Source organism: Flintibacter porci (genome assembly GCF_041925195.1).
Taxonomy (GTDB): domain Bacteria; phylum Bacillota; class Clostridia; order Oscillospirales; family Oscillospiraceae; genus Lawsonibacter; species Lawsonibacter porci.
Genome location: NZ_JBHEVB010000002.1, coordinates 137178 through 161292, shown reverse-complemented (window position 1 = coordinate 161292; position 24115 = coordinate 137178). Strand labels below are relative to the sequence as shown.

Sequence of the window (24115 nt, the reverse complement as noted above, 5' to 3'; positions counted from 1 at the left end):
ACGGTTAACAGGAGGATGCTGTGAAAGGAATCGTATTGGCTGCCGGAAAGGGCACCCGACTCTACCCTATGACCAAGCCGGTGTGCAAGCCGCTGCTGCCTGTGTATGACAAGCCCCTGATCTACTATCCCATTGCCATTTTGATGCAGGCGGGAATTTCAGACATCATGGTCATCGTTCCCCCGGATGAGACGGATACCTTCCGGGCTCTGCTGGGAGACGGCGAGCAGTATGGTCTGAAGATCACTTACGCCGAGCAGCCGGTGGCCCGGGGCATTGCCGACGCCCTGCTGATCGGCCGGGAATTTGTGGGGGAGGACCGGGTGTGTCTGGTGCTGGGAGACAATATTTTCTATGCACCCAACCTGGGGGATACCCTGAAGCAGGCTGCCGCCAATGAGAAGGGAGCTACCGTGTTTGGTTACTGGGTGGAAGATCCCCATCCCTTCGGCGTAGTGGAGTTTGATAAAGACGGCAAGGCCATTTCCATCGAGGAGAAGCCCCGCCATCCCAAGTCCAATTATGTCATTCCCGGTTTGTACTTCTATGACAACCAGGTCATGGAGATCGCCGGAAATCTGAAGCCCTCCGCTCGGGGCGAGCTGGAGATCACCGATGTGAATCTGGAATACCTCCACCGGGGTCAGCTCCAGGTAGTGCCTCTGGAGAAGGACTTTACCTGGCTGGACGCGGGCACCGCGGACAGTCTGCTGGATGCCGGACGGACCATCAAGGAGATCCAGGACGAGACAGGCCGATATGTGGGCTGTCTGGAGGAGCTGGGACTCCAGGAGGGGTGGATCGACCAGGATCACGTCCACGCCATCGGCGACGAGCTGAGCATGACCCTGTACGGAAAATACCTCCAGTGTCTATAAACCATCAAGAGGGCCGCGCGGCCCTCTTTTTAAACGAAAGGGGAAGAACATATGAACGCGATTGGTGCTTATTTCAGTCCTTCGGGAGGAACGAAGCGGGCCTGTGAGCTGGTAGGCGGCCTGTTTGATGCAAAAGAGTATGTGAATCTGGGAGGCCGGACCCGGGCGCAGCGGAACTTCAGCAAGGACGAGCTGCTGGTGCTGGCGGTGCCGGTGTACGCCGGACAGATGCCCGCGGTGCCCGGCCTGCTGGACGGCCTGAAGGGGGAGAACACTCCCTGTGTCATTCTGGCCACCTACGGCAACCGCCACTATGACGAGACGCTGGCCCAGGTCAAGCGCATCCTGGGGGAGCAGGGCTTCCGGTGCGCCAGAGCCGCGGCGGTCATCACCCCCCACATCTTTGCCCCCACCTTGGGGGAGGGACGCCCGGACGAGAAGGATACCACGGTTCTGGAGCAGTTTGTCCAGGGTGTGAAGGAAAAGCTGGCGGGAGAGAACTGGACGGAAGCCGCCGTGCCCGGCAACCCCAATCCGCCCCCCAAGCCCGCTGTGCCGGTAAAGAAGGACCGGGACTGGGACACCTGCCTGGGCTGCGCCATCTGCGCCAAGGCCTGCCCCACCGAGGCCATGGACCTCAAGACCCTCATGTGGGCGGACGATAAGTGCATCAGCTGCATGTCCTGTGTCTCCGCCTGCCCCACCGGAGCGTTGGGCTTTAACAGCTCTCTTCTGGCCCAGAAGCTCACCGCTAATTTCTTTGCCCGCCGGGAGGTGGAGACCTTCCTGGAGGGTTAACTGTTCATGAAGAAGATCCTTATGCTGGCCACCGGAGGCACCATCGCCTCCAAGGACAGCGGGCAGGGACTGACCCCCGCCATTACTTCCCAGGAAATTTTGAACTATGTGCCCGCCATTGGCCAGCTGTGCCAGGTGGAGGCCATCCAGCTGATGAACTTGGACAGCACCAACATCACTCCCCGCCACTGGCAGGAGATGGCCTGGGCGGTGGAGGAGCACTATGACCAGTACGACGGTTTTGTGATCACCCACGGTACCGATACCATGGCATACACCGCCGCCGCCCTGTCCTACCTCATCCAGTACTCCGAAAAACCCATCGTCATCACCGGTTCTCAGAAGTCCATCTGTCTGGAGAACACCGACGCCCGGCTCAACCTGTACAACAGCTTTCTTTACGCCGCGGCGGAGGGCTCCCACGGTGTGAGTCTGGTCTTTGACGGCAAGGTAATTCTGGGCACCCGTGCCCGGAAGGAACGCACCAAGAGTTTTAACGCGTTTTCCAGCGTGGACTATCCCGAGCTGGCTGTTATCCGGGACGGAAAGCTCATCCGCTATCTGGCGGAGTTGGAGTACCGGCCCAGGCCGGTCTTCTATCATAAGATGGAGGAGCGGGTGCTGCTGCTGACCCTGATCCCCGGTATGGGTGCTGACGCGCTGGAGGCCCTGCGGGACCGGTATGAGGCGGTGATTTTGCAGAGCTTCGGCGTGGGCGGCCTGCCCGGCGGCGCGTCGGGTCCTCTGGCCCAGGCCATGGAGACCTGGCTGGAGGCGGGCAAGACCATCGTCATGATGACCCAGGTGCCCTACGAGGGCAGCGATATGGAGGTCTATCAGGTGGGCTATCAAGTAAAAGAGAAGTATCAGCTGATGGAGGCCTATAACATGACCCTGGAGGCAGCCACCGCCAAACTGATGTGGGCGTTGGGACAGACCCGGGAGAGCGGACAGGTGCGGCAATTGTTTGAACAGCCGGTACAATTTGACCTGATCCGTTGAAATTACCTTAAAAAATAAAAATAAACAGAAACGAGCGGAATCCAGAGAGGGAATCAATGGATTCCGCTCTTGCTTATTTGGGGATTTTGTGGCAGAATAGGGAGCGACGAAGCTCATATGGAAGTGTAAAGGAGGCGCTGCTGTGAAGAGATTGCGGGCTGCTGCGGCCATAATACTGGTGCTGCTGCTCTTGTGTGCTGCCCTGCCCTGCGCCGTCCTGGCTGCGGGGGAGGGGGAGAGCCATGAGACCACAGTGCTCTTTACCCACGACCTTCACTCCCATTTTCTGCCCCAAACGGCTGCCGACGGCGGAGAGTCGGGGGGCTATGCCCGGCTGGCTACCGTGCTCCGGCAGGAGCGCGCCCAGCATCCCGATGCTTTGACGTTGGATGGTGGTGACTTCTCCATTGGTTCCCTGATCCAGACTCTGTACACCTCAAAAGCGCCGGAGCTGCGTACCATGGGAGCCCTGGGCTATGACGCCACCACCGCCGGAAACCACGAGTTTGACCACGAGGGACTGGGTTTTGCCCGGATGCTTACCGCTGCCCGCACCAGCGGGGATACGGTGCCTGCTTTGCTCATGGCAAACTACAAGCCCTCCGATGATAACCCCGACCAGCTGGATATCCAGCGGGCGATGTCGGCCTACGGGGTGAAGGACTACATGCTCCTGGAGCGGGGTGGGGTGACCTACGGCATTTTCGGCCTGATGGGCACCGACTCCGATGACTGCGCCCCCACCTCCGGCTTTACCCTGGAGGACCCCATTGAGGCCGCCAAGCGGTGTGTGAAGGCTCTGGAGGAGCAGGGCGCCCAGTTCATTATCTGTCTGTCCCACGGTGGTACCAACGTCAAGGAGAGCATGTCGGAGGATCAGCAGCTGGCCAAAAAGGTGGACGGCATCGACCTCATTATCTCCGGCCACACCCACACCACACTCACCGAGCCCATCGTAGAAGGGGATACCTATATCGTCTCTGCCGGGCCTTACTGTGAGAATCTGGGCTCCATCACTCTGGAGTGGACTGAGGATGGGGAGAAGACCCTAAAGGATTATCACTTGACACCCATTGATGAGACAGTAGCGGAGGACCAGACCATTGCCACCCTGGTGGAGGGATGGAAAAATCAGGTCAGCTCCAGCTATCTTGCCTCTTATGGCCTGAGCTACGACCAAGTGCTTACCACCAGCGACTACGACCTGCCCAAGCCCCAGAACAAGGACCGGGTAGACAATGCCCTTGGAAACCTAGTGGCCGATGCCTACCACTGGGCCTCCACCACACTGGTGGAAGACGCCCCCGATGTGGAGACGGTGGCGGTAGTGGCCGACGGGGTGCTGCGGGCCTCTCTCTACAAGGGGAATATCACCACCTCCCAGGCCTTTGACGTACTGTCCATGGGCGTGGGAGAGGACGGAAAGTCCGGCTATCCCTTGGTATCCTGTTACCTCACCGGTAAGGAGCTGAAAGCGGTGATGGAGGTGGACGCCTCCGTGTCCCCCATCATGACGGGCACCCAGCTCTACATGTCCGGCGCTCAGTATTCCTTTAATACACACCGGCTGATTTTTAACCGGGTGACCGGCGCTCAGCTGGAGGAGCCGGCTTACGCCGCCAATTTCGGGTCCCAGAGCCTGTCCAAGCTGGAAAACGACAAGCTCTATCGAGTGGTCTCCGGGATGTACTCCGCCCAGATGCTGGGCACCGTGAAGGATAAATCCTTCGGTATCCTGTCCATCGTCCCCAAGGATGAGAACGGACAGCCTATTACTGACTTCTCCACCCGGATCCTCCGGGATAAAAACGGCAATGAGATCAAAGAGTGGTACGCCCTGGCGGCCTATCTCCAGAACTTTGGCACCGACGGCGTCCCCTCCCACTATGAGGCGGGCAGCTGCAAGACCATCAGTACCAGCTGGAACCCCATCGAGCTGGTGAAGAACCCCAGCCTGTTTTCCGTAGGACTGGTGCTGATTCTTATCCTGCTGGTGGTTTTGGTCGTCTTCCTGGTGCGCACCCTCATTCGCCGGGGCCGGAGAAGACGTGGCGGAGGCTACCGCCGCCGGCGATTCATGTAAGGGAAGATCCCTTTCCTGATGTTGTTGTCCCTGCGCGGCTGGGCCGCGTATACATATAAGAAACGCAGGGAGGCGCTCTGACGCAAGCCGGAGGACCGAAGTGCGGTTCGAGGAGGAAAAACAGTGAAACAGTATGAGATCGCAAAAAAGAAGGTGCTCACGCCAGAGGTCAGCCAGATCTCCGTCTACGCACCGCTGATCGCTGCCAAGGCAAAGGCCGGTCAGTTCATCATCCTCCGTGTGGATGGGGAGGGGGAGCGTATCCCTCTGACCATCTCCAGCGCGGCGGATGACCTGGTCACCGTGATCTACCAGAAGGTAGGCGCCACTACGTTGGCTCTGGATCAACTCAATGAGGGCGATTGCCTGCACGACTTCGTGGGCCCTCTGGGTGAGCCGACCCATGTGGAAGGATACGGCCGCGTGGCGGTCCTGGGCGGCGGCCTGGGCTGTGCCATTGCGCTGCCGGTGGCCAAGGCCCTGCACGAGGCCGGCAATCAGGTGGACCTGATCGGCGGCTTCAAGACCAAGGATATCGTCATCCTGGAGGAGGAGATGGGCAAGGCCTGCACCGACCTGCACATCTGCACCGACGACGGCACCTACGGCTACCACGGTTTTGTTACCGGGAAGCTGGAGGAGCTCATCAACAGCGGCGTGAAGTTTGACCACGTGTTCGCCATCGGTCCTCTGATGATGATGAAGTTTGCCTGCAAGCTCACCGAGAAGTACAACATCCCCACCACCGTCAGCATGAACCCTATCATGATCGACGGCACCGGCATGTGCGGCGGCTGCCGGCTGACTGTGGGCGGCGAGGTGAAGTTTGCCTGCGTGGACGGCCCCGACTTCGACGGCCATCAGGTGGACTTTGACGAGGTTATCGCCCGCAACGCCACCTATCGTGATTTTGAGTCCAAGGCGAAAGAGGCCCACCTCTGCCGTCTGGGAGGAGGTGCCCTCAATGGCTAATATGCAGATGAACAAGACCCCCATGCCTGAGCAGGAGCCCCAGGTACGTAATCACAACTTCCTGGAGGTGGCTCAGGGCTACACCGCCGAGCAGGCCGTCAACGAGGCCAAGCGGTGCATCCACTGCAAGAACCCCGCCTGTGTCTCCGGCTGCCCCGTGGGCATCCCCATCCCTGACTTCCTGGCTAAGGTGGCGGAGGAGGACTTCGCTGCTGCCTATGAGATCCTTTCCAACGCCAACGCTCTGCCCGCCATCTCCGGCCGCGTCTGCCCCCAGGAGAACCAGTGCGAGGGCAAGTGCGTCCGCGGCGTGAAGGGCGAGCCCGTGGCCATCGGCCGCGTGGAGCGCTTTGTGGCTGACTGGGCCGCTGAGCAGGGCATCGCCAATGTGGCTACCGCTCCCAAGAACGGTCACAAGGTGGCCGTTATCGGCTCCGGCCCTGCCGGTCTGACCTGTGCCGGTGAGCTGGCCCGTATGGGTTACTCCGTCACCGTGTTCGAGGCCTTCCACACCGCCGGCGGCGTGCTGACCTACGGCATCCCCGAGTTCCGTCTGCCCAAGGCCATTGTGGCCCGTGAGGTGGACAACCTGGTAAAGATGGGCGTGGACATTGAGCTGAACATGGTCATCGGCAAGATCCTCACCATCCCCGAGATCTTTGAGCGGGGCTATGAGGCGGTGTTCATCGCCTCCGGAGCCGGCCTGCCCATGTTTATGAAGATCCCCGGCGAGGGCCTGGTGGGCGTGTACTCCGCCAACGAGTACCTCACCCGCATTAACCTGATGAAGGCCTACAAGGAGGGCAGCCCCACCCCCATCCTCCATAACCAGAAGGTGGCCGTGGTGGGCGGCGGCAACGTGGCTATGGACGCCGCCCGGTGTGCCAAGCGCCTGGGCGCCGAGGTCCACATCATCTACCGCCGTTCCGAGGCGGAGCTCCCCGCCCGTGCCGAGGAGGTCCATCACGCCAAGGAGGAGGGCATCATCTTCGATCTGCTCACCAACCCCGTGTCCATCGAGGGCGATGAGAAGGGCCATGTCCAGTCCCTGACCTGCATCCGCATGGAGCTGGGCGAGCCCGACGCCTCCGGCCGCCGCCGTCCCGTTCCCGTAGAGGGCAGCGAGTTCAAGGTAGAGGCCGACGCGGTCATCATGGCTCTGGGCACTTCCCCCAACCCCATGAGCACCAAGGGTACCGAGGGCCTGGAGAAGACCCGCAAGGGTTGTGTGGCTGCCGACGAGAGCGGCAAGACCAGCCTGGAGGGTGTGTATGCCGGCGGCGATGCTGCTACCGGCGCGGCCACCGTCATCCTGGCCATGGGCGCTGGCAAGCATGCTGCCAAGTCCATCGACGAGTACATCAAGAGCAAGGGTTAATCCCTTCGAAAAAAGAGGCACAGGCGTTTTGCCTGTGCCTCTTTTGCTATTTTTTCCGGCGGCAGAAAAGAAGTGAGAGGTCTGTCTCCATGACCAACAGGCTGGCAAGCAGCAGCAGGCCGCCGAAATAGGCCTGGGGGGTCAGTACCTCGTGGGCGACAAAGAAGGCCAGAATGGAGTTGAACACCGGCTCCAGACAGAAGATGACCCCCACGTGGGAGGCAGTGGTATACTGGAGGGCGACAGCCTGGATGAGAAAGGCCGCTCCGGTACAGAAGAGGGCGAGGATCAGCACGCTGCCCCACACCGCCGGGCTGCGGGGCAGGGTGGGGATCTCAAAGATCAGAGACAGGATCAGCATGCCCAGACCGGCAAAGAGCTGCTGGTAAATGCCCAGTTGGAAGGCGTTGATCTCCTGTCCTGCCACGCCCCGCTCGGTGATCAGCAGGTAGGCGGCGTTGGAGACGGCGCATAAAATACACAGGATATCGCCCAGGGCGGGGAGCAAAGCGCTGGACAGGGTGAGCAGAGCGATGCCTGTCACCGACATGATCAATACCACAAACAGCTTCCGGGACGGGCGGGTGCGGAAGAAAAGGTAGTCCAGAAGCGGGGTAAAGACCACCGTCATGGCGCAGAGAAACCCGGCGTTTGTGAGGCTAGTGTACTTTACCCCGAAGGTGTTAAAAGAGTAGATGCTTAGCAGTGCCGCCCCGGTACACAGGCTCAGCTTCAACGTGGCGCGGCTGGGCGAGCGCAGCCGCCGGAAAAACAAAAGTCCGGCGGCGGCAAAGGCGATGAGAAAGCGCAGGGCGTTGAGGGTGAACGGCCCCAGTTCTCCCAGCGCCAGGTCGGTGAGCAGATAGGAAATTCCCCAGAAAAAGGTCACCAGGACCAGCATCAGGTCGGCCTTTACCTGCGTGCGCATAAGAAACATCCTCTCCAGAAAGAAATGGTTCAAGGGAATGGGGGAGTATCCGGCCATATTGTACCATATTACAAAAATAAGTGGAAGAGGAAAGAAAAAATACACGTCTATAACAAAAGAAAAGGCCGGGCCGCCTTTACATAGACGGTCCGGCATGGTACACTGACAGGGAAAGCGCGCTGAGAGAGAGGAGAAGGGACATGGAATCAAAGCTTTCCTTTGGCCACCTGGCGGCCCTGTTCACGGTGGTCAACTGGGGGACGACGTTTATTGCTACTAAAGTGCTGCTGGAGGCGTTTACCCCGCTGGAGATCTTGATTTTCCGTTTTGTGCTGGGCTATGTGGCCCTGGCGGTGGCCTGTCCCCGGCGGCTTAAGGTGGGGGACTGGAAGAAGGAGGGACTGTTTGCCGCGGCGGGACTGACGGGCGTGTGCCTGTACTACCTGCTGGAGAACATTGCACTGACCTTCAGCACCGCCTCCAACGTAGGAGTGATTGTATCCGCCTCGCCTCTGTTTGTTGCCCTGTTCTCCCTGGTTCTGAGCCGGGGAGCGGACCGGCCCAAGTGGAATTTCCTGGGCGGTTTTCTGCTGTCTATGGGCGGCATCTGCCTCATCAGCTTCAACGGCAGCCAGATGTCTCTGGACCTGCGGGGTGACCTGCTGGCGGTGATCGCCGCCATGGTGTGGGCGGTGTACTCCCTGCTCACCAAGAAGATCGGCAGCTTTGGCTGGAATGTGATTCTGACGACCCGGCGCATTTTCTTTTATGGAATTCTGTTTATGATCCCGGCCTCTGCCTTCCTGCCTTTCCGGTGGGACTTGGGACGACTGGCCAACGGAAGCTATGCCGCTATGCTCCTCTACCTGGGGCTGGGAGCCTGCGCCATGTGCTTTGTCACCTGGAACTACGCCATCAAGACCTTGGGGCCGGTGAAGACCATGGTATATATCTATCTGGTGCCGGTGATCACCGTGATCTGCTCGGTGCTGATCTTGCATGAGACGGTAAACGTCCTGTCCGGGGTGGGCACGGCCCTGACCCTGGCAGGCTTGGTCCTCTCTCAGTGGGACTCCCTGAAGGCCCTGCGGGCCGGGAGCGCCGGGGAGAGCGAAGCGACAAAGGAGGAAGTATAATATGGAAAAGCCCACCGAATACACCCTGACCTGGGAGGTCACCGACGAGATGACCGCCAAGCGCATCGGCAGCGCCGGGTCCAAAATCCTGTCCACCCCCAATATGGTGGCCCTGATGGAGGGGGCAGCGCTGGAACTGGCCAAGGCCTATCTGGACGAGGGAATGACCACCGTGGGGGCGGAGATCCACTGCCGCCATCTGGCTCCCACCCCTGTGGGGATGAAGGTAAGCGCCACCGCCCGGCTGCGGAGCATCGAGCGGCGAAAAATGTGGTTCGACCTGGAGGTCTTTGACGAGAAAGGCAAGTGCGGAGAGGGCTCCCACCTGCGTATCATGGTCACCCCGAAGGGAATTCAGGACAAAGCGGGACAATAAAAGCAAACTGGGAGCAGGTAAAACCTGCTCCCAGTTTACTTGAGAGGAGTTGGCGTGATCGCCATAAGACCCATTGAGGGAAAGAAACCACACAAACGCCGGACAGGGATGGATGGAACTGCCCCGCGTTGGAAGGGGTGTGGGAAAACGCACGAAACATCCGGGGTACTCCCGGAGACAAGCTAAGAATACCACATCCCGAAATAAAAATAAAATACATATCATATTGTGCTTACCATATTTTTTTGATATGATAACTCCCGAAGGGGGAGAGAGCATGGATCTTCGTACGCTGCGGTATTTTACCGTGGTTGCCCAGGAACGGAATATTACCCGGGCGGCGGAAAAACTGAATATGAGCCAGCCGCCTCTCAGTCACCAAATCCGCTGTCTGGAGGAGGAACTGGGGGTGCAGCTGTTTGTGCGGGGCAAGCGCCGCCTGGAGCTCACCGATGACGGCGCTCTGCTGCTGCGCCGGGCCAAGCAGATTCTGGAGCTGACGGAAAAAACCGCCCAGGAGCTGCGGGAGCGGAGAAACCAGGTGTCGGGCACATTGTATCTGGGAATGGTGGAGGGGCAGGCCCCCTATCTGGCCGCCGGTTGGATTGCCGGATTTCGAAAACGCTGCCCTCTGGTACACTATAACCTGTGGAACGGCAGCAGCGACGATGTGCTGGACCGTCTGCGCCAGGGCCTGGCCGATCTGGCCATTGTGGCCGCCCCCTACGACACGGAGCGTCTGGAGGGCTTTCAGGTGGGAGAAGAGCCGTGGGCCGCGATTCTGCCCTTGGAGAGCGAACTGGCCCAGGAGCCGGGGGACACCATCCCCCTGGAGCGTCTGGTAGGACAGCCTCTGATTGTTCCCTCCCGAGGGTCCCGGGTGCAGGCCATCCGCCGGTGGTTTCAGGAGATCGGTGCGGAACCCGATCTTCTGTGTACCATGTCCAACTATGTGGACGCGGTGGCCCTGACCGAGCAGGGGGTGGGCATCAGCATCTTTCCCCAGACCGCCCAGACCCCCAGCTCCCTGGTGCGGGTGAAGGTGATCACCCAGCCTGCCCGGCGGGTGGAATATGTGCTGGTGTGGAACCGGGAGGGACCCTCCTCCCGTCTGGTGCGGGAATTTATCGCCTGGGTGCGGGAGCAGACCGGGAGCCGCCTGCCTGGAGACCAGGCGGACTATGACGAGGTCGTCCTATGACGGCGCGGAAGGAGAGAGAAGCATGCTGACCTATTCCCTGGAGGAGCGGGGAGATCTGCCTCTGTACGACTATCTCAGCCGCCGCATCAAGGAGGATATCTGGGCGGGGGTGCTCAAGCCGGGGGAGAAGCTGCCCTCCAAGCGGGCTCTGGCCCGGAACCTGGAGGTGTCGGTGGTGACGGTGGAAAACGCCTATGCCCAGCTGGTGGCGGAGGGCTACCTGTACACCCGAGAGAAGAGCGGCTACTTCGTCAGTGCTCTGGAGACAGGGGCACGTCCGGCCCCTGCCCGGACCATGCCCTTGCCGGAGGAGCCGGAGGGGGAGTGGCTGCTGGATCTGCGCAGCGGCGGGTCGGGTACCGAGGGATTTCCCTTTGCGGTATGGGCACGCCTTCTCCGCCGGGTCATCTCGGATGAGGGGGAGCGGCTGCTGAAGGTATCACCCCACAGCGGAGTGCCCGAACTGCGTCAGGCCATTGTGGGCTATCTGCGCCAGTTCCGGGGCATTGACGTGTCCCCGGAGCAGGTGGTGGTAGGGGCTGGTACCGAGTATCTCTACAACCTGATTGTGCAGCTTTTAGGTCGAGACAAGGTCTTTGGCCTGGAGCAGCCCGGATATCCCAAGGCGGGCAAGGTATATGCCCTCAATGGAGCCAAGTGTGTCCCTCTGACCATGGACGAGCAAGGGGTGCGAGTGGAGAGCGTGGAGGACAGCGGAGCCCAGGTGATCCATCTATCCCCATCCCACCAGTTCCCCAGCGGAGTGGTCACCCCCATTGCCCGGCGGCAGAGCTTGCTGCGCTGGGCACAAAAGGGGGAGGGGCGGTACATCATCGAGGATGATTACGACAGTGAGTTCCGCTTTACAGGCCGTCCGATCCCTACTCTTCAGAGTATCGACCGGAGCGGGCGGGTCATCTATATGAACACCTTTTCCCGCACCCTGGCTCCCTCGCTGCGTATCAGTTATATGGTGCTTCCCCCAGCCCTGCTGGAGGACTACCACCGCAGACTGGGCTTCTATTCCTGTACTGTTCCGGCTATGGAGCAGTACACCTTAGCCCGGTTTCTGTCCGGCGGCGGGTTTGAGACTCATGTCAACCGCATGCGGGTCTTTTACCGAGGGCGGCGGGACCAGGTGCTCTCCGCCCTGGAAGAAAGTCCCCTGAAGGGCCGCTATGCGGTGCGGGGAGAGGATGCGGGGCTTCACTTCCTGGTGGGGCTGGATACCCGGCGCAGCGACCGGGAGCTGGCGCGGCTGGCTCAGGAGGCGGGCATCCGCCTGTCCTTCCTTACCGATTACGGAGGAGGAGAGGAGCACTGGCTTGTGGTCAACTACCCCGGCGCCGATCTGGAGCGGTTGCCCCAGGCGCTGGAACGTCTGACAGTTTTGTTGTAAAAAACGGTCCCCGGCCAATGAAGCCGGGGACCGTTTCATCGTTTCAATATGCATGAATGAGGAGGAGGCATACGGAATTAAAAAGAAGTTAAGAAAAAAGAGGACTATTTCATGCTATGATGGTAACATCCGGGGACATCATTGAGGACGCAGAGAGAGGAGGTCCGCCATGAACGATTTTATTCAGTATATTCTCTACTTATTTCAGCGAGGGATCTGCTTTGTTGTACCGGCAGTCTTACTTTGTGTGCTGGTTTTAGCGGCTGGGTGGGGGATTTCGAGGAAAAAGGGATGCCGCTTTCCGTGGCGGCGGGCGATTGCCCTGTTGCTGCTGATCAGCTGGCTTGGACTGACCTTGTTTGTTACGTTGTTTCGAGGTGAACCTGGGGCTCGGCAGTGGAATTTTCATTTGTTTCTGGCATGGAGAGAGGCCTGGAACCAGTTTGCCCTGCGCGCGTGGCTCAATGTGCTGCTGAATATCGCGCTGTTTGTTCCTTTGGGCATTTTGCTTCCGCTGCTGGCCCGGGTGTTTCGAAAATGGTATGCCGTACTGCTGGCGGGATTTGGATCCTCCCTAGCCATTGAGTTGGTGCAGCTGGCCACCGCAAGGGGAATGTTTGATGTAGACGATTTGTTTACCAATACCCTGGGGACGATGGTGGGATGGAGCATCGTCATGCTGGTATTGAGCGCGCTGGAGCGGAAAAACGGATGGAAAGTCCAAACCCTTGTCTATCTATTCATACCAATGGCTTTAATTCTGGTACTTGCGGGGATTTTTGTGGGCTATGCAGTAAAACCATATGGTAATTTGCAGGATGCGCCTGTGGTTACGGCAAACCTGAAGAATGTGCGATGGGAACTGGAATTTACCCCGCAGGAGGAGCCGGTCACAGCCTTGGTATATGAGGTGGGACGGTTAGACCAGGCGGCATGTGAGCAATTTGGGGCTCAGTTTGCTCAAAAAGTAGGATTTTCCATCGAAGATATCTATTACTATGATGATACCATCTGGTTTGGTAACCACTCCAGTGGAGATTTCCTTTTTGTGAATCGATTGGATGGTACCTGGGAGTATAATCTTGGCAGGAAGACCACCCCAGTATTTGACGTACACCCGGAAGAAATCCGGTCAGAGGATATATTGGACGCTCTGCATCAGTTGGGGATAGAAGTTCCCGAGAATATACAATTTACCATCCAATCTCCAGACAAAAATGAGTTTTTTACAGCGAGTGCAGAAGTAGAATTGGTTCCCGGAGCAGAAAAGCAATGGTACGGTACATTGCAGTGTGATCTGCGCTACCAAGACGGAAAAACAGAGCTGGACCAAATTGATTATCGTATTGTCACGCTTTTGCCGTGCAGGGAGGAATCCATTTTAAGCCCTGCGCAAGCCGTCCAGGAGCTGTACGACGGCCATAGCTTCTACGGGGAAATACTGGAGTATTACCAGGTACCTCAAGTCACGGTCCTTTCCTGCACGTTAGAGTGGAAAGCGGATACAAAGGGCTTTTATCAGCCGGTCTATCGTTTGGAATTGCAGCTTCAAGATCAAGAAAGGATGACAGATTATGTCTGTGCTCTGAAATGACATAGCTCTGTTGTAAAGCGCTCTATGATCTGAAACAAAAACAGCCGCAAGCAAGATGCTTGCGGCTGTTTTTACGCTTCTTGTTCGGAAGATGAATCAGATTCTTCCTGGGAATGGCGTACCAGCAGAGCCATGATCTCGTGGTAGATGGCCTCAGGGGACTGCTGGAACTTACTGGTGAGCGTCTGCCCCTGGGCCAGAGAGGGGGAGATGAGCTTGAGCTCCATGAGAGGACCGGCCTCGTCGGCCAGATAGAGCCGGACGGTACAGGTCCCGTCCTCATTGGGCTGCAGACCGGTCTGCACCTGGGCCTGGCGCATGAGGGCATCATTGAGCTTGACCAGATTTTCATCGCACCGCAGGCGCACGGAGTAGGGTAGACTGCTCTGGCAAATCTCGATGTTGCGCCGGCCCTTTTCCGTGATGGAGTAGAGCTCTCCGTTCAGAGAGAGATGCTCCGTCTCCGTGAGGTGATTGACTGCCTCTGTGAGGGAGAAGTAGTCTACCCCCGCATCGCACAGGGCCAGATCCAGCAGCTGCAAAAAGGTGATGGGAGCCACGGCGCGGTCCATAATGTACAGCACCAATAGCTTCAAATCCATTTCATTTTGAATAAATCCGGTCCGGGACATGGGGTCCCCTCCTTCCAAAGGCTCATACAAAAGTATTATACCCAAAAACGAGGTCCAGGACAAGGGCTCTTTTCCGCCTGTCTGGTCCGCACCAAAAAATTTTCCGGTCATAGTATGAGGTGTACCCGGCGCGGCCTGCCAGGGCCTTGCCGGGCCATCCAGAGCTTAGGAGGGATTCCATATGCCTGAAAAGGTCGTGCCCGGTCCCGTGAGCGACGAGCGCCGCATTCGGGAGGCCGTGTGCATACACACGAAGAAAATTTTTGATTCCTGCAAAGATAAGGACTGTATCGAGGACCTGCGGGTCTACCCCACCCGGGGCTGCCAGGAGGTCATCGACCGGGCGGTATCGGTAAAGGCTGGCTGCGCCGAGCTGCTGTACGCGTACATCGATGTGGAGCCGGTCACCTTCAACCGGGGATTCTACACCGTGGATGTGCGGTACTTCTACCGCATCACCGCCGACGCCTTTGTGGGGGCTGCCCGGCCGGTAGAGATCACCGGTCTGGCTGTGTTTGACAAGCGGGTGATTCTCTTTGGCAGCGAAGGAAGCGCCAAGGTATTCACCTCCACGGGAAAGAACTGCGGCAGTGATATCCAGGGCCTACCCGCCACCACTGCTCCCACCGCCGTGGTGGAGTCGGTGGACCCCATCATCCTGGGGATGAAGCTGGTGGAGGTGTGCCAGTGCCGCCACAACGACAACTGCTGCGAGATTCCCCCTGCTGTATGCGCCTGCTTCCCCGAGGAGCTGGTCACCGGCGGCGATGTGCACCGCCTGTTTGTCACCCTGGGCCAGTTCTCCATTATCCGACTGGAGCGGGATACCCAGCTGCTCATGCCCGCTTACGACTACTGCATGCCCGAGAAGGACTGTGACTGCGGCTGCGACTGCCGTCAGGAGGACCCATGCGAGCTGTTCCGGAAGGTCCAGTTCCCGGTGGGCGAGTTCTTCCCGCCCAACCACTGTCCGGCTCCCAAATCGGTGGAGTATCAGGACGTACGGGGCTGCTGCTGAGCTTGTGCCCCATAAAAAGACACGACTTCGGTCGTGTCTTTTTATGCCCAAATTGAGGTAAGAAGCGATGGAAAGCACTGATACACGGTTCCTGTGCAGAAGGAATAAAGGAGAGGGATAAATAAAAATTTTGCACACAAGGGGCACAGAAAGGTACACCAAAGCAGCTCTGCCCACCCAGGTTGAACCTATGTGCAGAAAGGAGCAAATACGATGAGTCTTTATGGCACCAAACTTCAAATCGGCGGCGTAACCTGCGGCATCGTCATGCGGGGGAGCGGCAACGGCAAGTACCTGGCAGTGTTCGAGCGGGAGTTTGCCGCCCTGGAGGACATCGAGGCCATCTCCTGGGACAAGCCTGAGATCCAGGGGGAGTGTATCCTGCCTGTGGGCTATGGCTTTGAGGTAGCGGACATTCGATACAGCGCAGCGACCCGCAGCTACACGGTGGAGCTCCAGGTGGCCCAGCAGTACCTGGGAGACGTGGCAGGCTACGAGGCCCAGGTGAGCGAGCTGGAGAGCGCTGTGGCTGAAAAGGAGGCCACCATTTCCCAGCAGGCCCAGGAGCTGGAGAGCAAAGAGGCCACCATCCAGAGCCAGCAGGAGACCATCCAGGCGCTGGAGGCGGCAGGTACTGCCAAGCAGGTGGAGGAGAAGCTGGAAGCAGCGTATGAGGAAGGAGTGGAAAGCAATGGCTGATATCGTGACCATGGTCCAGGAGGAACTGAAAGCGAGGGGCGCGGCTGAGGCGGCCGCCCTGGCGGCCAAGGCTGTGGAGGGGAGCGCCGACGGCACGGAACTGATCGACCATGAGGAAATGGTGCCCACCTGGCGGCAGCGGGACTATTCTTCCGTCTCTGTGGGGACTCCCTACAAGTGGCAGGGACAGGTGTACAAACTATGGCAGCAGCACGACGCCACAGAGCAGCCTGACTGGTCCCCTGACCAGGCGGTGAGCCTGTGGGACGTGTGCCACACCACCGATCCCGCCAAGGCCAAACCTTACACCGCACCTCAGGGGTCCCGGGGGATGTGGCAGGAGGGGGAGTGCTGCGTAGAGCAGGACCATGTGTGGCGCTGCAAAAAGGACGGCACCGTCTATCCTCCCTCTCAGCTGCCTGACTCCTGGGAGGATCTGGGGAGCACGGAGGACGTGCAGGAGGTGGCCCTCTAATGGACCTGACCAGCCTTGCGGTAGCGGGTATGTCTCTGGTGGGCACATTGGCAGGTACCTTTGGGGGTATCCTGGTGTCCAACCGGCTGACCAACTACCGCATTGAGCAGCTGGAGAAGAAAGTGGCCGCCCACAACAGTGTGGTGGAGCGCACCTACAAGCTGGAGGGTCAGATGACCGAGGTGCAGCACGATATCCGGGATCTCAAAGGAGTGAAAGGGTGAGGAATGTGCTGAGAGATCGGTTCAAACCGTGGCATAAATACAAAAAGCGGCCTGACAGGCCGGTGGGAGAGGAGGAGCGAAATGTCTGAACTGATGGATTATCTGCCCGTACTGCTCACGGCGGTACTGGGTTTGACTTTGATGACCAATGTCATTGTGCAGGTGCTCAAAGGCCTGCTGTATGATCGTATCCCCACAAATTTGCTGGCGTTTCTCACCGCGGCAGTGGTTACGGCGGGCACCGGCTTTGCCCTGTGGTCCTACTATGGGTTTTCCATCACGGGGTGGATGATCGCCGGTTTGATTGGCCTGTGCTTCCTGGTGGCCTTTGCGGCCATGTACGGCTATGACAAATTGGTGCAGATGGTAGAGCAGGCTGGGTGGCTGAAAAGCGGGGAGAAGAGGGCGTGAAGTGGTATCAACAGATCTTGACCCGAAATGACTGCTACCGGGCCGGACAGACCATTGTTCCGGTTGGAGTAATGGTACACTCCACCGGAGCGAACAATCCCCGCCTGAGCCGGTATGTTCCCGGCAATGAGGAGATCGGTTGGAACACCGGCGGTAATCACTGGGATAGGTCAGGCAGCGGGGCCTGTGTCCATGCCTTTCTCGGCAAACTGGCTGACGGCAGTGTAGGGGTGGTGCAAACTCTGCCCTGGAATATGCGGGGGTGGCACTGCGGCAGGGGGAGCCGGGGCAGCGCCAATGATACGCATATCTCCTTTGAACTCTGCGAAGACGGCTTGGAGGACGCCGACTACTTTGACAAGGTGTATCAGACGGCAGTGGAGCTGACGGCGGACCTGTGCAGACAGTACGGTCTGGACCCAGCGGCAGATGGAGTGGTGATCTGCCACAGCGAGGGGTACGCGCGGGGAGTGGCCAGCAACCACGCCGATGTGATGCACTGGTTTCCTAAGTTCGGCAAGAATATGGATACCTTCCGGGCCGATGTGGTTCAGGCGATGAAGGGAGAGAAAGCGATGACAGAGGAGCAGGTGCGGGCCATTGTCCGGGAGGAACTGGCCGCCCAGGAGGCAAGACGGGCGGCGGAGCCGGCAGACGACTGGGCCAAGCCCTACATCGAAACGGCGATCCAGGCCGGTATCTTAGACGGTGTAGAGGATGGACAGGGCGGGATTACCATTGCCAGACCCAAGTCAAATCCAACCCGGGAGGAGATGGCCACCATGGGGGTGGCACTGCTGAGAAGTAACCGGAGCTGAAATCCGTTTTATACAACGGAAAAAAGAGAAGAAGGGCGCCCGCTTTGCTGCGGGCGCCCTTCTTGTGCATATGGGAATCGGGCTGGATTAGAAGATGGGGTTACAACCAGCATATCCCAGTGTGCGAGAAGACTTTTTGGTTGCTTTTGCTACACGCAGGATTAGGTAAGTGCCAAAGATCACAGTATAGGCAATGATATCTGGGATTTTTTCTCCCAATTGGGGATGAACAGTACCATAACATGAATATACGTCAGAGCAAAGAACAGGTAGGCCAGCCGCTGCAGTCTTTTCCAACTGCCGGCAGACATTTTGCGGCGAACAGATAGGAAAGACGTCATCATCAAGGGAAGCATAATGCAGATCATTAGAATTGAGAGAACAGCAGCGAGCAAGGTTTGAGGCTTCATCGCCCAGAGATTTGTAAACAGATTGACAAAATGCTTTTTCCCATAGATGATGTTGTGTCCCAGGGCCAGGATGCAGGCAAGGATGGATAGCTGGCCGCGGATGCCCATCAGTTTTCTGACAAAGAGATGCTTGCTGTCCAATGCACCAAGGTACATGACGATGATAAACAGCGCAGTTGAGAAGGCGCCGCGTTTAAAGAGGTTTACGATGTAGGCAGTAAACCATTGAGGCGCTATATCGTGGATGCCGAATTGATAATAGATTACCTCAGACAGTACGATGAAAAAGGCAATCCCATAAAACATACCAGGATGCCGTCGGATCGCGGTATGACAGGAAAAAGCAAAGATGAGTGCCAATACCAAGGAGACCAGAATATAGAGATACATACGATTCCTCCAGTGAAAATTAGTTAGCATTAGCTAACCTGCGGAGATTATATATCACATGCAATTATAAGTCAACTATTTTGTTGCATAATTTAGAAAAATAATGAAATATGGGGACAAAATGGGATGATTTGTTTAAAGTGTAAGAGAATGTATGATATAAAAAATGGCCGCTTTTGCGGCCATTTTTTATATTTGTAAAGGATCAGTCAGGATAACATAGCAGCGATCTCGGGCAGGTGGTCCTCTAGGTCCTGAGGACCCCGGTAGCTCAGAGACACAGTCCGTCCGTTTCCGGCAGCCACAGCGTACTGATAGACACTGTTGGGATTATAAGCAGTGGCCAGATAGTCCGTCCCCTCTACTGGATGCTCTGTCACCGTCCACGGACCAAGAGACGCCTCGTCTACCCGCCGGGTGTTTTCCTCGTGGGTGGTCAGGTAGTTCATCAGGTCCCTGGCCAGAGGCCGGTCCAAGGCTGGGAAGAGGGGACGGTACCAGTGGAGCGTCATATGCACCGAGATCTGGTCTTTGACGATGCTGCCACTCTGTCGTACCTCCCATCGGGTGGGGCACAGGAGGGTCATATCCCATTGGCAGGAATTGAGAATGGTAACACCGTCGCTTTCCAAAAGATCGGGGCGGTAGGATTCTCCCTCCCACTGGGTAAGAAGGACCGGCTCAAAGTCTCCGGGACGGCCTTCCGTCCCCAGGGACCAGCGGGTTTGCGGGTGTGGAAGCAGCCAATAGGCCAGAAGAGCGCACAAAATCAGGGGCGTGGCAACTAAAGCGAGCCCATTGACTGCCCTGCGGCAGCGGGAGGCGGAGGGGATAGGGGTCAGAGGAATGCCTGCCTCCAGATGGGTGATCATGCGGTGTACCCGCCGCCAATCCAACAGGGCAGGAATCATCTTTATCAGTTGGATGAGGCCAAGGAAATGTGTCTTACGCGCCATGGGTAACCCTCCTTTCAGGTTCCACTGCCGTTGGACCGGAGTTCCAATCACAGGACCTCTTCCTCCTCCGCATCCCTCAGGCATGCCCGCAGCCGTTCCAGCTCCTCCTCATAGGCCTCCCGGCCCTTGGCGGTGAGGCGATAGGTGCGTTTGCGGCCCTCCACGTCGATCTCTTCAATCAGCGCTTCATCCTGAAATTTATTCAGCAGGGTGTACAAGGTTCCCGGTCCCAGCTTTACTCGACCCCGGGTCTTTTTTTCCACAAAGGCGGCCACGTCGATGCCGCACATCTCCCCGTGGAGAAAGGCCATAAGCACGTAAAACATGGGCTCGGTGAGCGGGCCGCGGCTCTTGCCTCCCATGGCGTCACCTCCTAATATCGCGTTTCGATATCGTCTAATGATATTATAATATCGCCCCTCGATATTGTCAACGGGCGGCGAAAATTCTCCTCTGGGCGACACCGGGTTGTGACGGCTTTCGTTGGGGAGAGACACTATAATGGACGGTGTTGACAAGCAGGGGGAGGAGGGAGAGGTCATGACCGTTATTTATGTAGACACCCTGTTTCTGCTCAATGTCCTGGTGGACTACCTGCTGCTGCTGTGTGCTGCCCGGCTGGCAGGGGAACCCTTGAAACGTCTGCGCTTTGCCTTGGGAGCAGTTCTGGGGGGAGGCTATGCGGTGGCCATCTTCCTGCCAGGGCTGGGGTTCCTGGAGCGGCCGGCCTGCCGGTTGGCGGCGGCGGTGCTGATGGTACTGGCCGCCTTTTGGGGCAGCCGGCGGCTGGGGCGGCAGGTGCTGATTTTTTTTGCCCTGTCCTGCGCCTTTGCCGGAGGGGTGCTGGCCATCTCCATGCTGGGCGGCCAGGGGCTGAGCCTGAACCGGGGAGTTATCTACTCGGGGATGGATCTGAAGATCGTGCTGCTGTCGGCAGCAGGGTGCTACGCGGTGCTGTCGCTGCTGCTCCAAAAGGCTGTAAGGCATACTAGCTTTACGGGAGAATTGAAGGCGGTGCGCCTGGAGCTGGAGGATCGGACGGTAGAGCTCACTGCTCTGACCGACACAGGCAATACCCTCACGGACCCGGTGACCGGCCAAGGGGTGATGGTGGCCGAGGGAGAGCGGCTGCTGCCCCTGTTTGCTGCCTCGCAGTGCCCCAGTGTCCAGGAGCTGCGGGACCCGGCTGGAGCGCTGGAGCGGTTGACCGGAGCGGGAGGCCACTTCCGCCTGCTGCCCTACCGCGCCGTGGGGGTGGACCGGGGGCTGCTGCTGGCGGTGCGGGTGGACCGGGCCGTGGTGGACGGAGAGGACCGGGGGGCCATGGTGGTGGCCTTATCTCCCACCCCTGTGTCCGACGGAGGCGGCTATGGTGCCCTGCTGGGGGAATGCTGAAAGGATGGATGGATATGAAAAACGGATGGAAAGCGCGGGTTCTGGCCCTGCTGGAGCGGTTGGGGCTCTGGTCGCCGGGAAAGGTGATGTACATCGGGGGCAGCGACACGCTCCCCACCCCGCTGAGCCGGGAGGAGGAGGGGAAGCTGATGGAGCGCCTGCAGCAGGGAGACCAGCGGGCGCGGCAGACTCTCATTGAGCACAACCTGCGCCTGGTGGTCTACATCGCCCGGCGGTTTGAAAATACGGGCATCAACATTGAGGACCTCATCTCCATCGGGACCATTGGCCTCATTAAGGCGGTGGGCACCTACCAGCCCGCCCGGAGTATCAAACTGGCCACCTACGCCTCCCGGTGCATCGAAAATGAGATTCTCATGTATCTGCGCAAGACCTCCAGCCAGAAGACAGAGCTCTCCTTTGACGAGCCGCTGAACACTGACTGGGACGGCAATGAGCTGCTGCTCAGCGATATCCTGGGCACCGACGGAGACCTGGTCATGCGGCCCATCGAGGCCGATGTGGACCGCCAGCTTCTCCGTCAGGCCCTGGAGAAGTTGGATGAGAGGGAGCGAACCATCATCACGCTGCGCTTTGGCCTAGGAGGAGGGGAGGAGCAGACGCAGAAGGAGGTGGCCGACCGGATGGGTATCTCTCAGTCCTATATCTCCCGGCTGGAAAAGCGGATCATCCAGCGGCTGAAGAAGGAGATGCTGCGCCTGATGTAAGGGGCGCGCAGGAATTTCCAGAGTGGGACGGGGAAAATGGTTTGACAGAAAAAGAGGGATGGGGTAAACTGTAAACGATATTTTCGAGTATTGGAGCGGGACTATGAAACGCAACACCAGAGTTTCCACCGCGGTGATCCGGCGTCTGCCCCGGTATTACCGCCAGCTCTCCGAGCTGCAGCGCAAGGGTGTGATCCGGATCTCGTCCAGCGCATTGGGAAAGTCCATGGGGCTGACCGCCTCCCAGATCCGCCAGGATCTGTTCTGTTTCGGCGGCTTTGGTCAGCAGGGCTATGGCTATAAGGTGGACAGCCTGAAGGAACAGATCGGGGAGATCCTGGGCATCAACCGGGGTCATACCATTGTGGTATTGGGAGCGGGCAACCTGGGCCGCGCCCTGATTGAAAACTTTAAATTCTCCAACAACGGCTTTCAGCTGCTGGCCGCCTTCGACGTACAGGAGCGGACGGTAGGCACACAGATCGCCGGGGTGCCCGTCTACCACGCCGACACCCTGGAGGAGTTTTTACAGAAGAATCCGGTGAGCGTGGGCCTGCTCACGGTGCCCAAGTCCGCCGCCCAGGTGATGGGGGAGCGGCTGGTGGCGGCGGGAGTCCACGGCATCTGGAACTTCACCAACTGTGAGATCGCCTTCCCCGGCGAGGACGTGGTGGTGGAGAGCGTACATTTTTCCGACAGCCTGCTTGCCCTGAGTTATATGATCTCTCAGCGGGAGGACGGTCAGGAGCAGGAGGATGGAAAGGACGAGACATGAAGCACAAAAAGATCCTTGCCGTGGCGGGCGCTCTGGCCCTGACCGCGGCGCTGGCCGGGGGCGCCCTGGCTCTGAGCGGGGGAGATAGTCTGGTCTCTCTCAGCTATTTAAAAAATACCTTCCTTCCCTCCGCCCAGACCCAGCTGGAGCAGACTGCCACCCAGCCCCTTCAGGAGGCCTACGACGAGGCGGTGGCCAAGCTCCAGGGCGGCGAAGGTGGCAGCGGCCTGTACAGCGACAATCTGAGCAGCCGCACCTTCACCCAGGGAGACGTGATCGGGCTGCCCACCGGCTCGGGATTCCTCTCCATCTCCGGTTCCGCCCAGGTGAGCCACAACGGCGCTGTGGTGGACGTCACGGATGGCCATGAGGTGGCCTCCGGCGCCCGTCTGACAGCGGGACACCGCTATCTGGTGGGGGAGAACACCACCGCCCAGGTGACGGTGACCTCGGGGATCATGTATCTTGGACTCCAGGGAAGTTATACCTTTACCGACAGCACAGCCAGTCATCTGCCCTTTGTGGACGTGGCTTCCTGGGACTGGTACCAGGCGTCGGTGAAATTTGTCTATGAAAACGGACTGTTCTCCGGCATGAGTGAGGACACCTTTGGACCGGGCGTCACCATGGACCGGGCTATGCTGGTCACCGTGCTCTACCGCCTGGCGGGCTCCCCCCAGGATCAGATGAACAGCGCCACGGCCGCCTTTGATGACGTGCCTGTGGGCAGCTGGTATGAACCCTTTGTCCGCTGGGGCGCCTCTCAGGGCGTGACCGCCGGCATGGGCGACGGGCTGTTTGCTCCGGAGCAGAGCGTTACCCGCCAGCAGGTGCTGGTGATGCTGCGGGGTTTTGCATCCTCCCAGCTGGGGATGGAACTCACCGGCCAGACCGATCTTACCCAGTACGCTGACTATGACCAGGTGGCCGACTGGGCCAAGGAGGCCGTGTCTTGGGCGGTAGCCAACGGCCTTATCACCCCCTCGGCGGAGAATACCCTCCGTCCCGCCGACACGGCCAGCCGCGCCGAGGTGGCCGGGATCCTGATGAACTTCAGCAACCGTTTCCTCGGTTAAATCCAACCTGTCATCCGCCCGGGTTTTCCCGGGCGGATTTTTTCTGCACCCTTTTGCCTGAGGTACATAGTATGAGACTGAGAGCGGCTCACAGCCGCCTCAAAACTTCATTTTCAGGAGGTACTCATTATGGGGTGCTGCAATAACGGCTTTGGCGGCGGTGGCTGCCTGTGGATCATCGTACTCATCCTCATCCTGTGCTGCTGCTGCGGCAATGGGAGCAGCTATAACAACAACAGCTGCGGCGGAAACAGTGGCTGCGGCTGCTGCTGAGACACATAAGCAATGCGCACCGGCCGCCCTTTGGGGCGGCCAGTGCCTTTTGTGGAGAAGAAGCGGCTGACACAGACGGCGGGGATATGA

27 protein-coding genes are annotated in these 24115 nt (G+C 58.7%); 22 read left to right on the top strand and 5 right to left on the bottom strand.

The features are described 5' to 3' along the window. Positions 1–20: 20 nt before the first annotated feature. From rfbA to gltA, 6 genes are all read left to right on the top strand, one after another. Positions 21–878 carry a glucose-1-phosphate thymidylyltransferase RfbA gene (gene rfbA / locus ACEVJL_RS02675; protein WP_008981006.1) on the top strand — a complete coding sequence of 286 codons (858 nt, stop codon included), beginning with the start codon at positions 21–23 and terminating at the stop codon, positions 876–878. A 51-nt stretch (positions 879–929) separates the two neighbouring features. After that, positions 930–1676 (top strand): 4Fe-4S binding protein, encoded by a 747-nt coding sequence (locus ACEVJL_RS02670; protein WP_374736782.1) that lies wholly within the window; start codon positions 930–932, stop codon positions 1674–1676. Between the two features lie 6 nt (positions 1677–1682). Then, positions 1683–2678, top strand: a complete 996-nt coding sequence (locus ACEVJL_RS02665) for an asparaginase (protein ID WP_374736781.1) — start codon at positions 1683–1685, stop codon at positions 2676–2678. A 142-nt stretch (positions 2679–2820) separates the two neighbouring features. Then, positions 2821–4761, top strand: coding sequence for a bifunctional metallophosphatase/5'-nucleotidase (locus tag ACEVJL_RS02660; RefSeq protein ID WP_374736780.1), 1941 nt, complete (start codon positions 2821–2823; stop codon positions 4759–4761). A gap of 123 nt (positions 4762–4884) precedes the next feature. Continuing rightward, positions 4885–5733 (top strand): sulfide/dihydroorotate dehydrogenase-like FAD/NAD-binding protein, encoded by an 849-nt coding sequence (locus ACEVJL_RS02655; protein ID WP_374736779.1) that lies wholly within the window; start codon positions 4885–4887, stop codon positions 5731–5733. Further along, complete coding sequence (gene gltA, locus ACEVJL_RS02650) at positions 5726–7111, top strand: NADPH-dependent glutamate synthase (protein WP_302667298.1); 1386 nt, start codon at positions 5726–5728, stop codon at positions 7109–7111. The genes ACEVJL_RS02655 and gltA overlap by 8 nt, the downstream gene beginning before the upstream one ends. 46 nt (positions 7112–7157) lie before the next feature. Here the strand turns inward: gltA and ACEVJL_RS02645 are convergent, their stop codons facing one another. Next, positions 7158–8039 carry a DMT family transporter gene (locus tag ACEVJL_RS02645; RefSeq protein ID WP_374736778.1) on the bottom strand — a complete coding sequence of 294 codons (882 nt, stop codon included), beginning with the start codon at positions 8037–8039 and terminating at the stop codon, positions 7158–7160. A gap of 200 nt (positions 8040–8239) precedes the next feature. Between ACEVJL_RS02645 and ACEVJL_RS02640 the strand changes: the two genes are divergently transcribed. From ACEVJL_RS02640 to ACEVJL_RS02620, 5 genes are all read left to right on the top strand, one after another. Further along, the gene (locus ACEVJL_RS02640; RefSeq protein WP_374736777.1) at positions 8240–9175 is read left to right on the top strand and encodes a DMT family transporter; all 936 of its coding nucleotides are present in this window, start codon (positions 8240–8242) and stop codon (positions 9173–9175) included. A 1-nt stretch (position 9176) separates the two neighbouring features. Further along, the gene (locus ACEVJL_RS02635) at positions 9177–9551 is read left to right on the top strand and encodes a thioesterase family protein (protein ID WP_008981000.1); all 375 of its coding nucleotides are present in this window, start codon (positions 9177–9179) and stop codon (positions 9549–9551) included. Positions 9552–9828: 277 nt separating this feature from the next. Then, complete coding sequence (locus ACEVJL_RS02630; RefSeq protein ID WP_374736776.1) at positions 9829–10752, top strand: LysR family transcriptional regulator; 924 nt, start codon at positions 9829–9831, stop codon at positions 10750–10752. Between the two features lie 22 nt (positions 10753–10774). Then, on the top strand, positions 10775–12151 hold the full coding sequence (gene pdxR / locus ACEVJL_RS02625) for a MocR-like pyridoxine biosynthesis transcription factor PdxR (protein ID WP_374736775.1): 1377 nt from the start codon (positions 10775–10777) through the stop codon (positions 12149–12151). A 169-nt stretch (positions 12152–12320) separates the two neighbouring features. Further along, positions 12321–13745 (top strand): VanZ family protein, encoded by a 1425-nt coding sequence (locus tag ACEVJL_RS02620; protein ID WP_374736774.1) that lies wholly within the window; start codon positions 12321–12323, stop codon positions 13743–13745. Between the two features lie 71 nt (positions 13746–13816). Here ACEVJL_RS02620 and ACEVJL_RS02615 read toward each other — a convergent pair whose 3' ends face one another. Further along, positions 13817–14377 carry a DUF4364 family protein gene (locus tag ACEVJL_RS02615; protein WP_008980996.1) on the bottom strand — a complete coding sequence of 187 codons (561 nt, stop codon included), beginning with the start codon at positions 14375–14377 and terminating at the stop codon, positions 13817–13819. A 181-nt stretch (positions 14378–14558) separates the two neighbouring features. Here ACEVJL_RS02615 and ACEVJL_RS02610 point away from each other — a divergent pair, with 181 nt between their 5' ends. From ACEVJL_RS02610 to ACEVJL_RS02585, 6 genes are all read left to right on the top strand, one after another. Next, positions 14559–15395 carry a hypothetical protein gene (locus ACEVJL_RS02610; protein ID WP_110440378.1) on the top strand — a complete coding sequence of 279 codons (837 nt, stop codon included), beginning with the start codon at positions 14559–14561 and terminating at the stop codon, positions 15393–15395. Between the two features lie 213 nt (positions 15396–15608). Then, the gene (locus tag ACEVJL_RS02605; protein ID WP_374736773.1) at positions 15609–16094 is read left to right on the top strand and encodes a hypothetical protein; all 486 of its coding nucleotides are present in this window, start codon (positions 15609–15611) and stop codon (positions 16092–16094) included. Continuing rightward, complete coding sequence (locus ACEVJL_RS02600) at positions 16087–16569, top strand: hypothetical protein (RefSeq protein ID WP_374736772.1); 483 nt, start codon at positions 16087–16089, stop codon at positions 16567–16569. The genes ACEVJL_RS02605 and ACEVJL_RS02600 overlap by 8 nt, the downstream gene beginning before the upstream one ends. Continuing rightward, positions 16569–16793, top strand: coding sequence for a hypothetical protein (locus ACEVJL_RS02595; protein WP_374736771.1), 225 nt, complete (start codon positions 16569–16571; stop codon positions 16791–16793). The genes ACEVJL_RS02600 and ACEVJL_RS02595 overlap by 1 nt, the downstream gene beginning before the upstream one ends. 81 nt (positions 16794–16874) lie before the next feature. Then, positions 16875–17204: a hypothetical protein gene (locus ACEVJL_RS02590; RefSeq protein ID WP_008980990.1), complete on the top strand. Its 330-nt coding sequence runs from the start codon at positions 16875–16877 to the stop codon at positions 17202–17204. After that, entirely contained in the window at positions 17201–18022 is an 822-nt protein-coding gene (locus ACEVJL_RS02585) for a peptidoglycan recognition protein family protein (protein WP_374736770.1), read from the top strand. The genes ACEVJL_RS02590 and ACEVJL_RS02585 overlap by 4 nt, the downstream gene beginning before the upstream one ends. 179 nt (positions 18023–18201) lie before the next feature. On the opposite strand, the gene ACEVJL_RS02580 is transcribed toward ACEVJL_RS02585, so the two are convergent. The 3 genes from ACEVJL_RS02580 to ACEVJL_RS02570 form a co-directional block, all read right to left on the bottom strand. Next, complete coding sequence (locus ACEVJL_RS02580; protein ID WP_374736769.1) at positions 18202–18822, bottom strand: hypothetical protein; 621 nt, start codon at positions 18820–18822, stop codon at positions 18202–18204. Positions 18823–19031: 209 nt separating this feature from the next. Next, positions 19032–19778, bottom strand: coding sequence for a hypothetical protein (locus tag ACEVJL_RS02575; protein ID WP_325208063.1), 747 nt, complete (start codon positions 19776–19778; stop codon positions 19032–19034). Positions 19779–19825: 47 nt separating this feature from the next. Continuing rightward, entirely contained in the window at positions 19826–20140 is a 315-nt protein-coding gene (locus tag ACEVJL_RS02570; protein WP_008980985.1) for a PadR family transcriptional regulator, read from the bottom strand. Positions 20141–20279: 139 nt separating this feature from the next. On the opposite strand from ACEVJL_RS02570, the gene ACEVJL_RS02565 reads away from it, so the two are divergent. The 5 genes from ACEVJL_RS02565 to ACEVJL_RS02545 all read left to right on the top strand — a co-directional run bounded on the left by ACEVJL_RS02565 (position 20280) and on the right by ACEVJL_RS02545 (position 24025). Further along, a complete protein-coding gene (locus tag ACEVJL_RS02565; protein ID WP_374736768.1) occupies positions 20280–21173 on the top strand; it encodes a sigma-E processing peptidase SpoIIGA in 894 nt (297 codons plus the stop codon). An 8-nt stretch (positions 21174–21181) separates the two neighbouring features. Further along, positions 21182–21901: an RNA polymerase sporulation sigma factor SigE gene (gene sigE / locus ACEVJL_RS02560; protein ID WP_235397912.1), complete on the top strand. Its 720-nt coding sequence runs from the start codon at positions 21182–21184 to the stop codon at positions 21899–21901. Between the two features lie 103 nt (positions 21902–22004). Beyond that, on the top strand, positions 22005–22676 hold the full coding sequence (locus ACEVJL_RS02555; RefSeq protein ID WP_008980982.1) for a redox-sensing transcriptional repressor Rex: 672 nt from the start codon (positions 22005–22007) through the stop codon (positions 22674–22676). Continuing rightward, positions 22673–23752 carry an S-layer homology domain-containing protein gene (locus ACEVJL_RS02550; protein WP_374736767.1) on the top strand — a complete coding sequence of 360 codons (1080 nt, stop codon included), beginning with the start codon at positions 22673–22675 and terminating at the stop codon, positions 23750–23752. Before ACEVJL_RS02555 ends, ACEVJL_RS02550 begins: the two co-directional genes overlap by 4 nt. 129 nt (positions 23753–23881) lie before the next feature. Then, on the top strand, positions 23882–24025 hold the full coding sequence (locus ACEVJL_RS02545) for a hypothetical protein (RefSeq protein ID WP_191905297.1): 144 nt from the start codon (positions 23882–23884) through the stop codon (positions 24023–24025). Positions 24026–24115: the final 90 nt, after the last annotated feature.

What these genes read in the sequence shown, in the direction of transcription:
- ACEVJL_RS02565 (WP_374736768.1), top strand. Translation starts at nt 20,280, where the DNA reads ATGGACGGTGTTGACAAGCAGGGGGAGGAGGGAGAGGTCATGACCGTT.
- ACEVJL_RS02590 (WP_008980990.1), top strand. Translation starts at nt 16,875, where the DNA reads ATGTCTGAACTGATGGATTATCTGCCCGTACTGCTCACGGCGGTACTG.
- ACEVJL_RS02570 (WP_008980985.1), bottom strand. Translation starts at nt 20,140, where the DNA reads ATGGGAGGCAAGAGCCGCGGCCCGCTCACCGAGCCCATGTTTTACGTG.
- ACEVJL_RS02635 (WP_008981000.1), top strand. Translation starts at nt 9,177, where the DNA reads ATGGAAAAGCCCACCGAATACACCCTGACCTGGGAGGTCACCGACGAG.
- pdxR (WP_374736775.1), top strand. Translation starts at nt 10,775, where the DNA reads ATGCTGACCTATTCCCTGGAGGAGCGGGGAGATCTGCCTCTGTACGAC.
- ACEVJL_RS02665 (WP_374736781.1), top strand. Translation starts at nt 1,683, where the DNA reads ATGAAGAAGATCCTTATGCTGGCCACCGGAGGCACCATCGCCTCCAAG.
- ACEVJL_RS02630 (WP_374736776.1), top strand. Translation starts at nt 9,829, where the DNA reads ATGGATCTTCGTACGCTGCGGTATTTTACCGTGGTTGCCCAGGAACGG.
- ACEVJL_RS02595 (WP_374736771.1), top strand. Translation starts at nt 16,569, where the DNA reads ATGGACCTGACCAGCCTTGCGGTAGCGGGTATGTCTCTGGTGGGCACA.
- ACEVJL_RS02575 (WP_325208063.1), bottom strand. Translation starts at nt 19,778, where the DNA reads ATGGCGCGTAAGACACATTTCCTTGGCCTCATCCAACTGATAAAGATG.
- ACEVJL_RS02600 (WP_374736772.1), top strand. Translation starts at nt 16,087, where the DNA reads ATGGCTGATATCGTGACCATGGTCCAGGAGGAACTGAAAGCGAGGGGC.
- ACEVJL_RS02670 (WP_374736782.1), top strand. Translation starts at nt 930, where the DNA reads ATGAACGCGATTGGTGCTTATTTCAGTCCTTCGGGAGGAACGAAGCGG.
- ACEVJL_RS02580 (WP_374736769.1), bottom strand. Translation starts at nt 18,822, where the DNA reads ATGTATCTCTATATTCTGGTCTCCTTGGTATTGGCACTCATCTTTGCT.
- ACEVJL_RS02615 (WP_008980996.1), bottom strand. Translation starts at nt 14,377, where the DNA reads ATGTCCCGGACCGGATTTATTCAAAATGAAATGGATTTGAAGCTATTG.
- sigE (WP_235397912.1), top strand. Translation starts at nt 21,182, where the DNA reads ATGGATATGAAAAACGGATGGAAAGCGCGGGTTCTGGCCCTGCTGGAG.
- ACEVJL_RS02605 (WP_374736773.1), top strand. Translation starts at nt 15,609, where the DNA reads ATGAGTCTTTATGGCACCAAACTTCAAATCGGCGGCGTAACCTGCGGC.
- ACEVJL_RS02550 (WP_374736767.1), top strand. Translation starts at nt 22,673, where the DNA reads ATGAAGCACAAAAAGATCCTTGCCGTGGCGGGCGCTCTGGCCCTGACC.
- ACEVJL_RS02620 (WP_374736774.1), top strand. Translation starts at nt 12,321, where the DNA reads ATGAACGATTTTATTCAGTATATTCTCTACTTATTTCAGCGAGGGATC.
- ACEVJL_RS02610 (WP_110440378.1), top strand. Translation starts at nt 14,559, where the DNA reads ATGCCTGAAAAGGTCGTGCCCGGTCCCGTGAGCGACGAGCGCCGCATT.
- gltA (WP_302667298.1), top strand. Translation starts at nt 5,726, where the DNA reads ATGGCTAATATGCAGATGAACAAGACCCCCATGCCTGAGCAGGAGCCC.
- ACEVJL_RS02555 (WP_008980982.1), top strand. Translation starts at nt 22,005, where the DNA reads ATGAAACGCAACACCAGAGTTTCCACCGCGGTGATCCGGCGTCTGCCC.
- ACEVJL_RS02640 (WP_374736777.1), top strand. Translation starts at nt 8,240, where the DNA reads ATGGAATCAAAGCTTTCCTTTGGCCACCTGGCGGCCCTGTTCACGGTG.
- ACEVJL_RS02645 (WP_374736778.1), bottom strand. Translation starts at nt 8,039, where the DNA reads ATGCGCACGCAGGTAAAGGCCGACCTGATGCTGGTCCTGGTGACCTTT.
- ACEVJL_RS02545 (WP_191905297.1), top strand. Translation starts at nt 23,882, where the DNA reads ATGGGGTGCTGCAATAACGGCTTTGGCGGCGGTGGCTGCCTGTGGATC.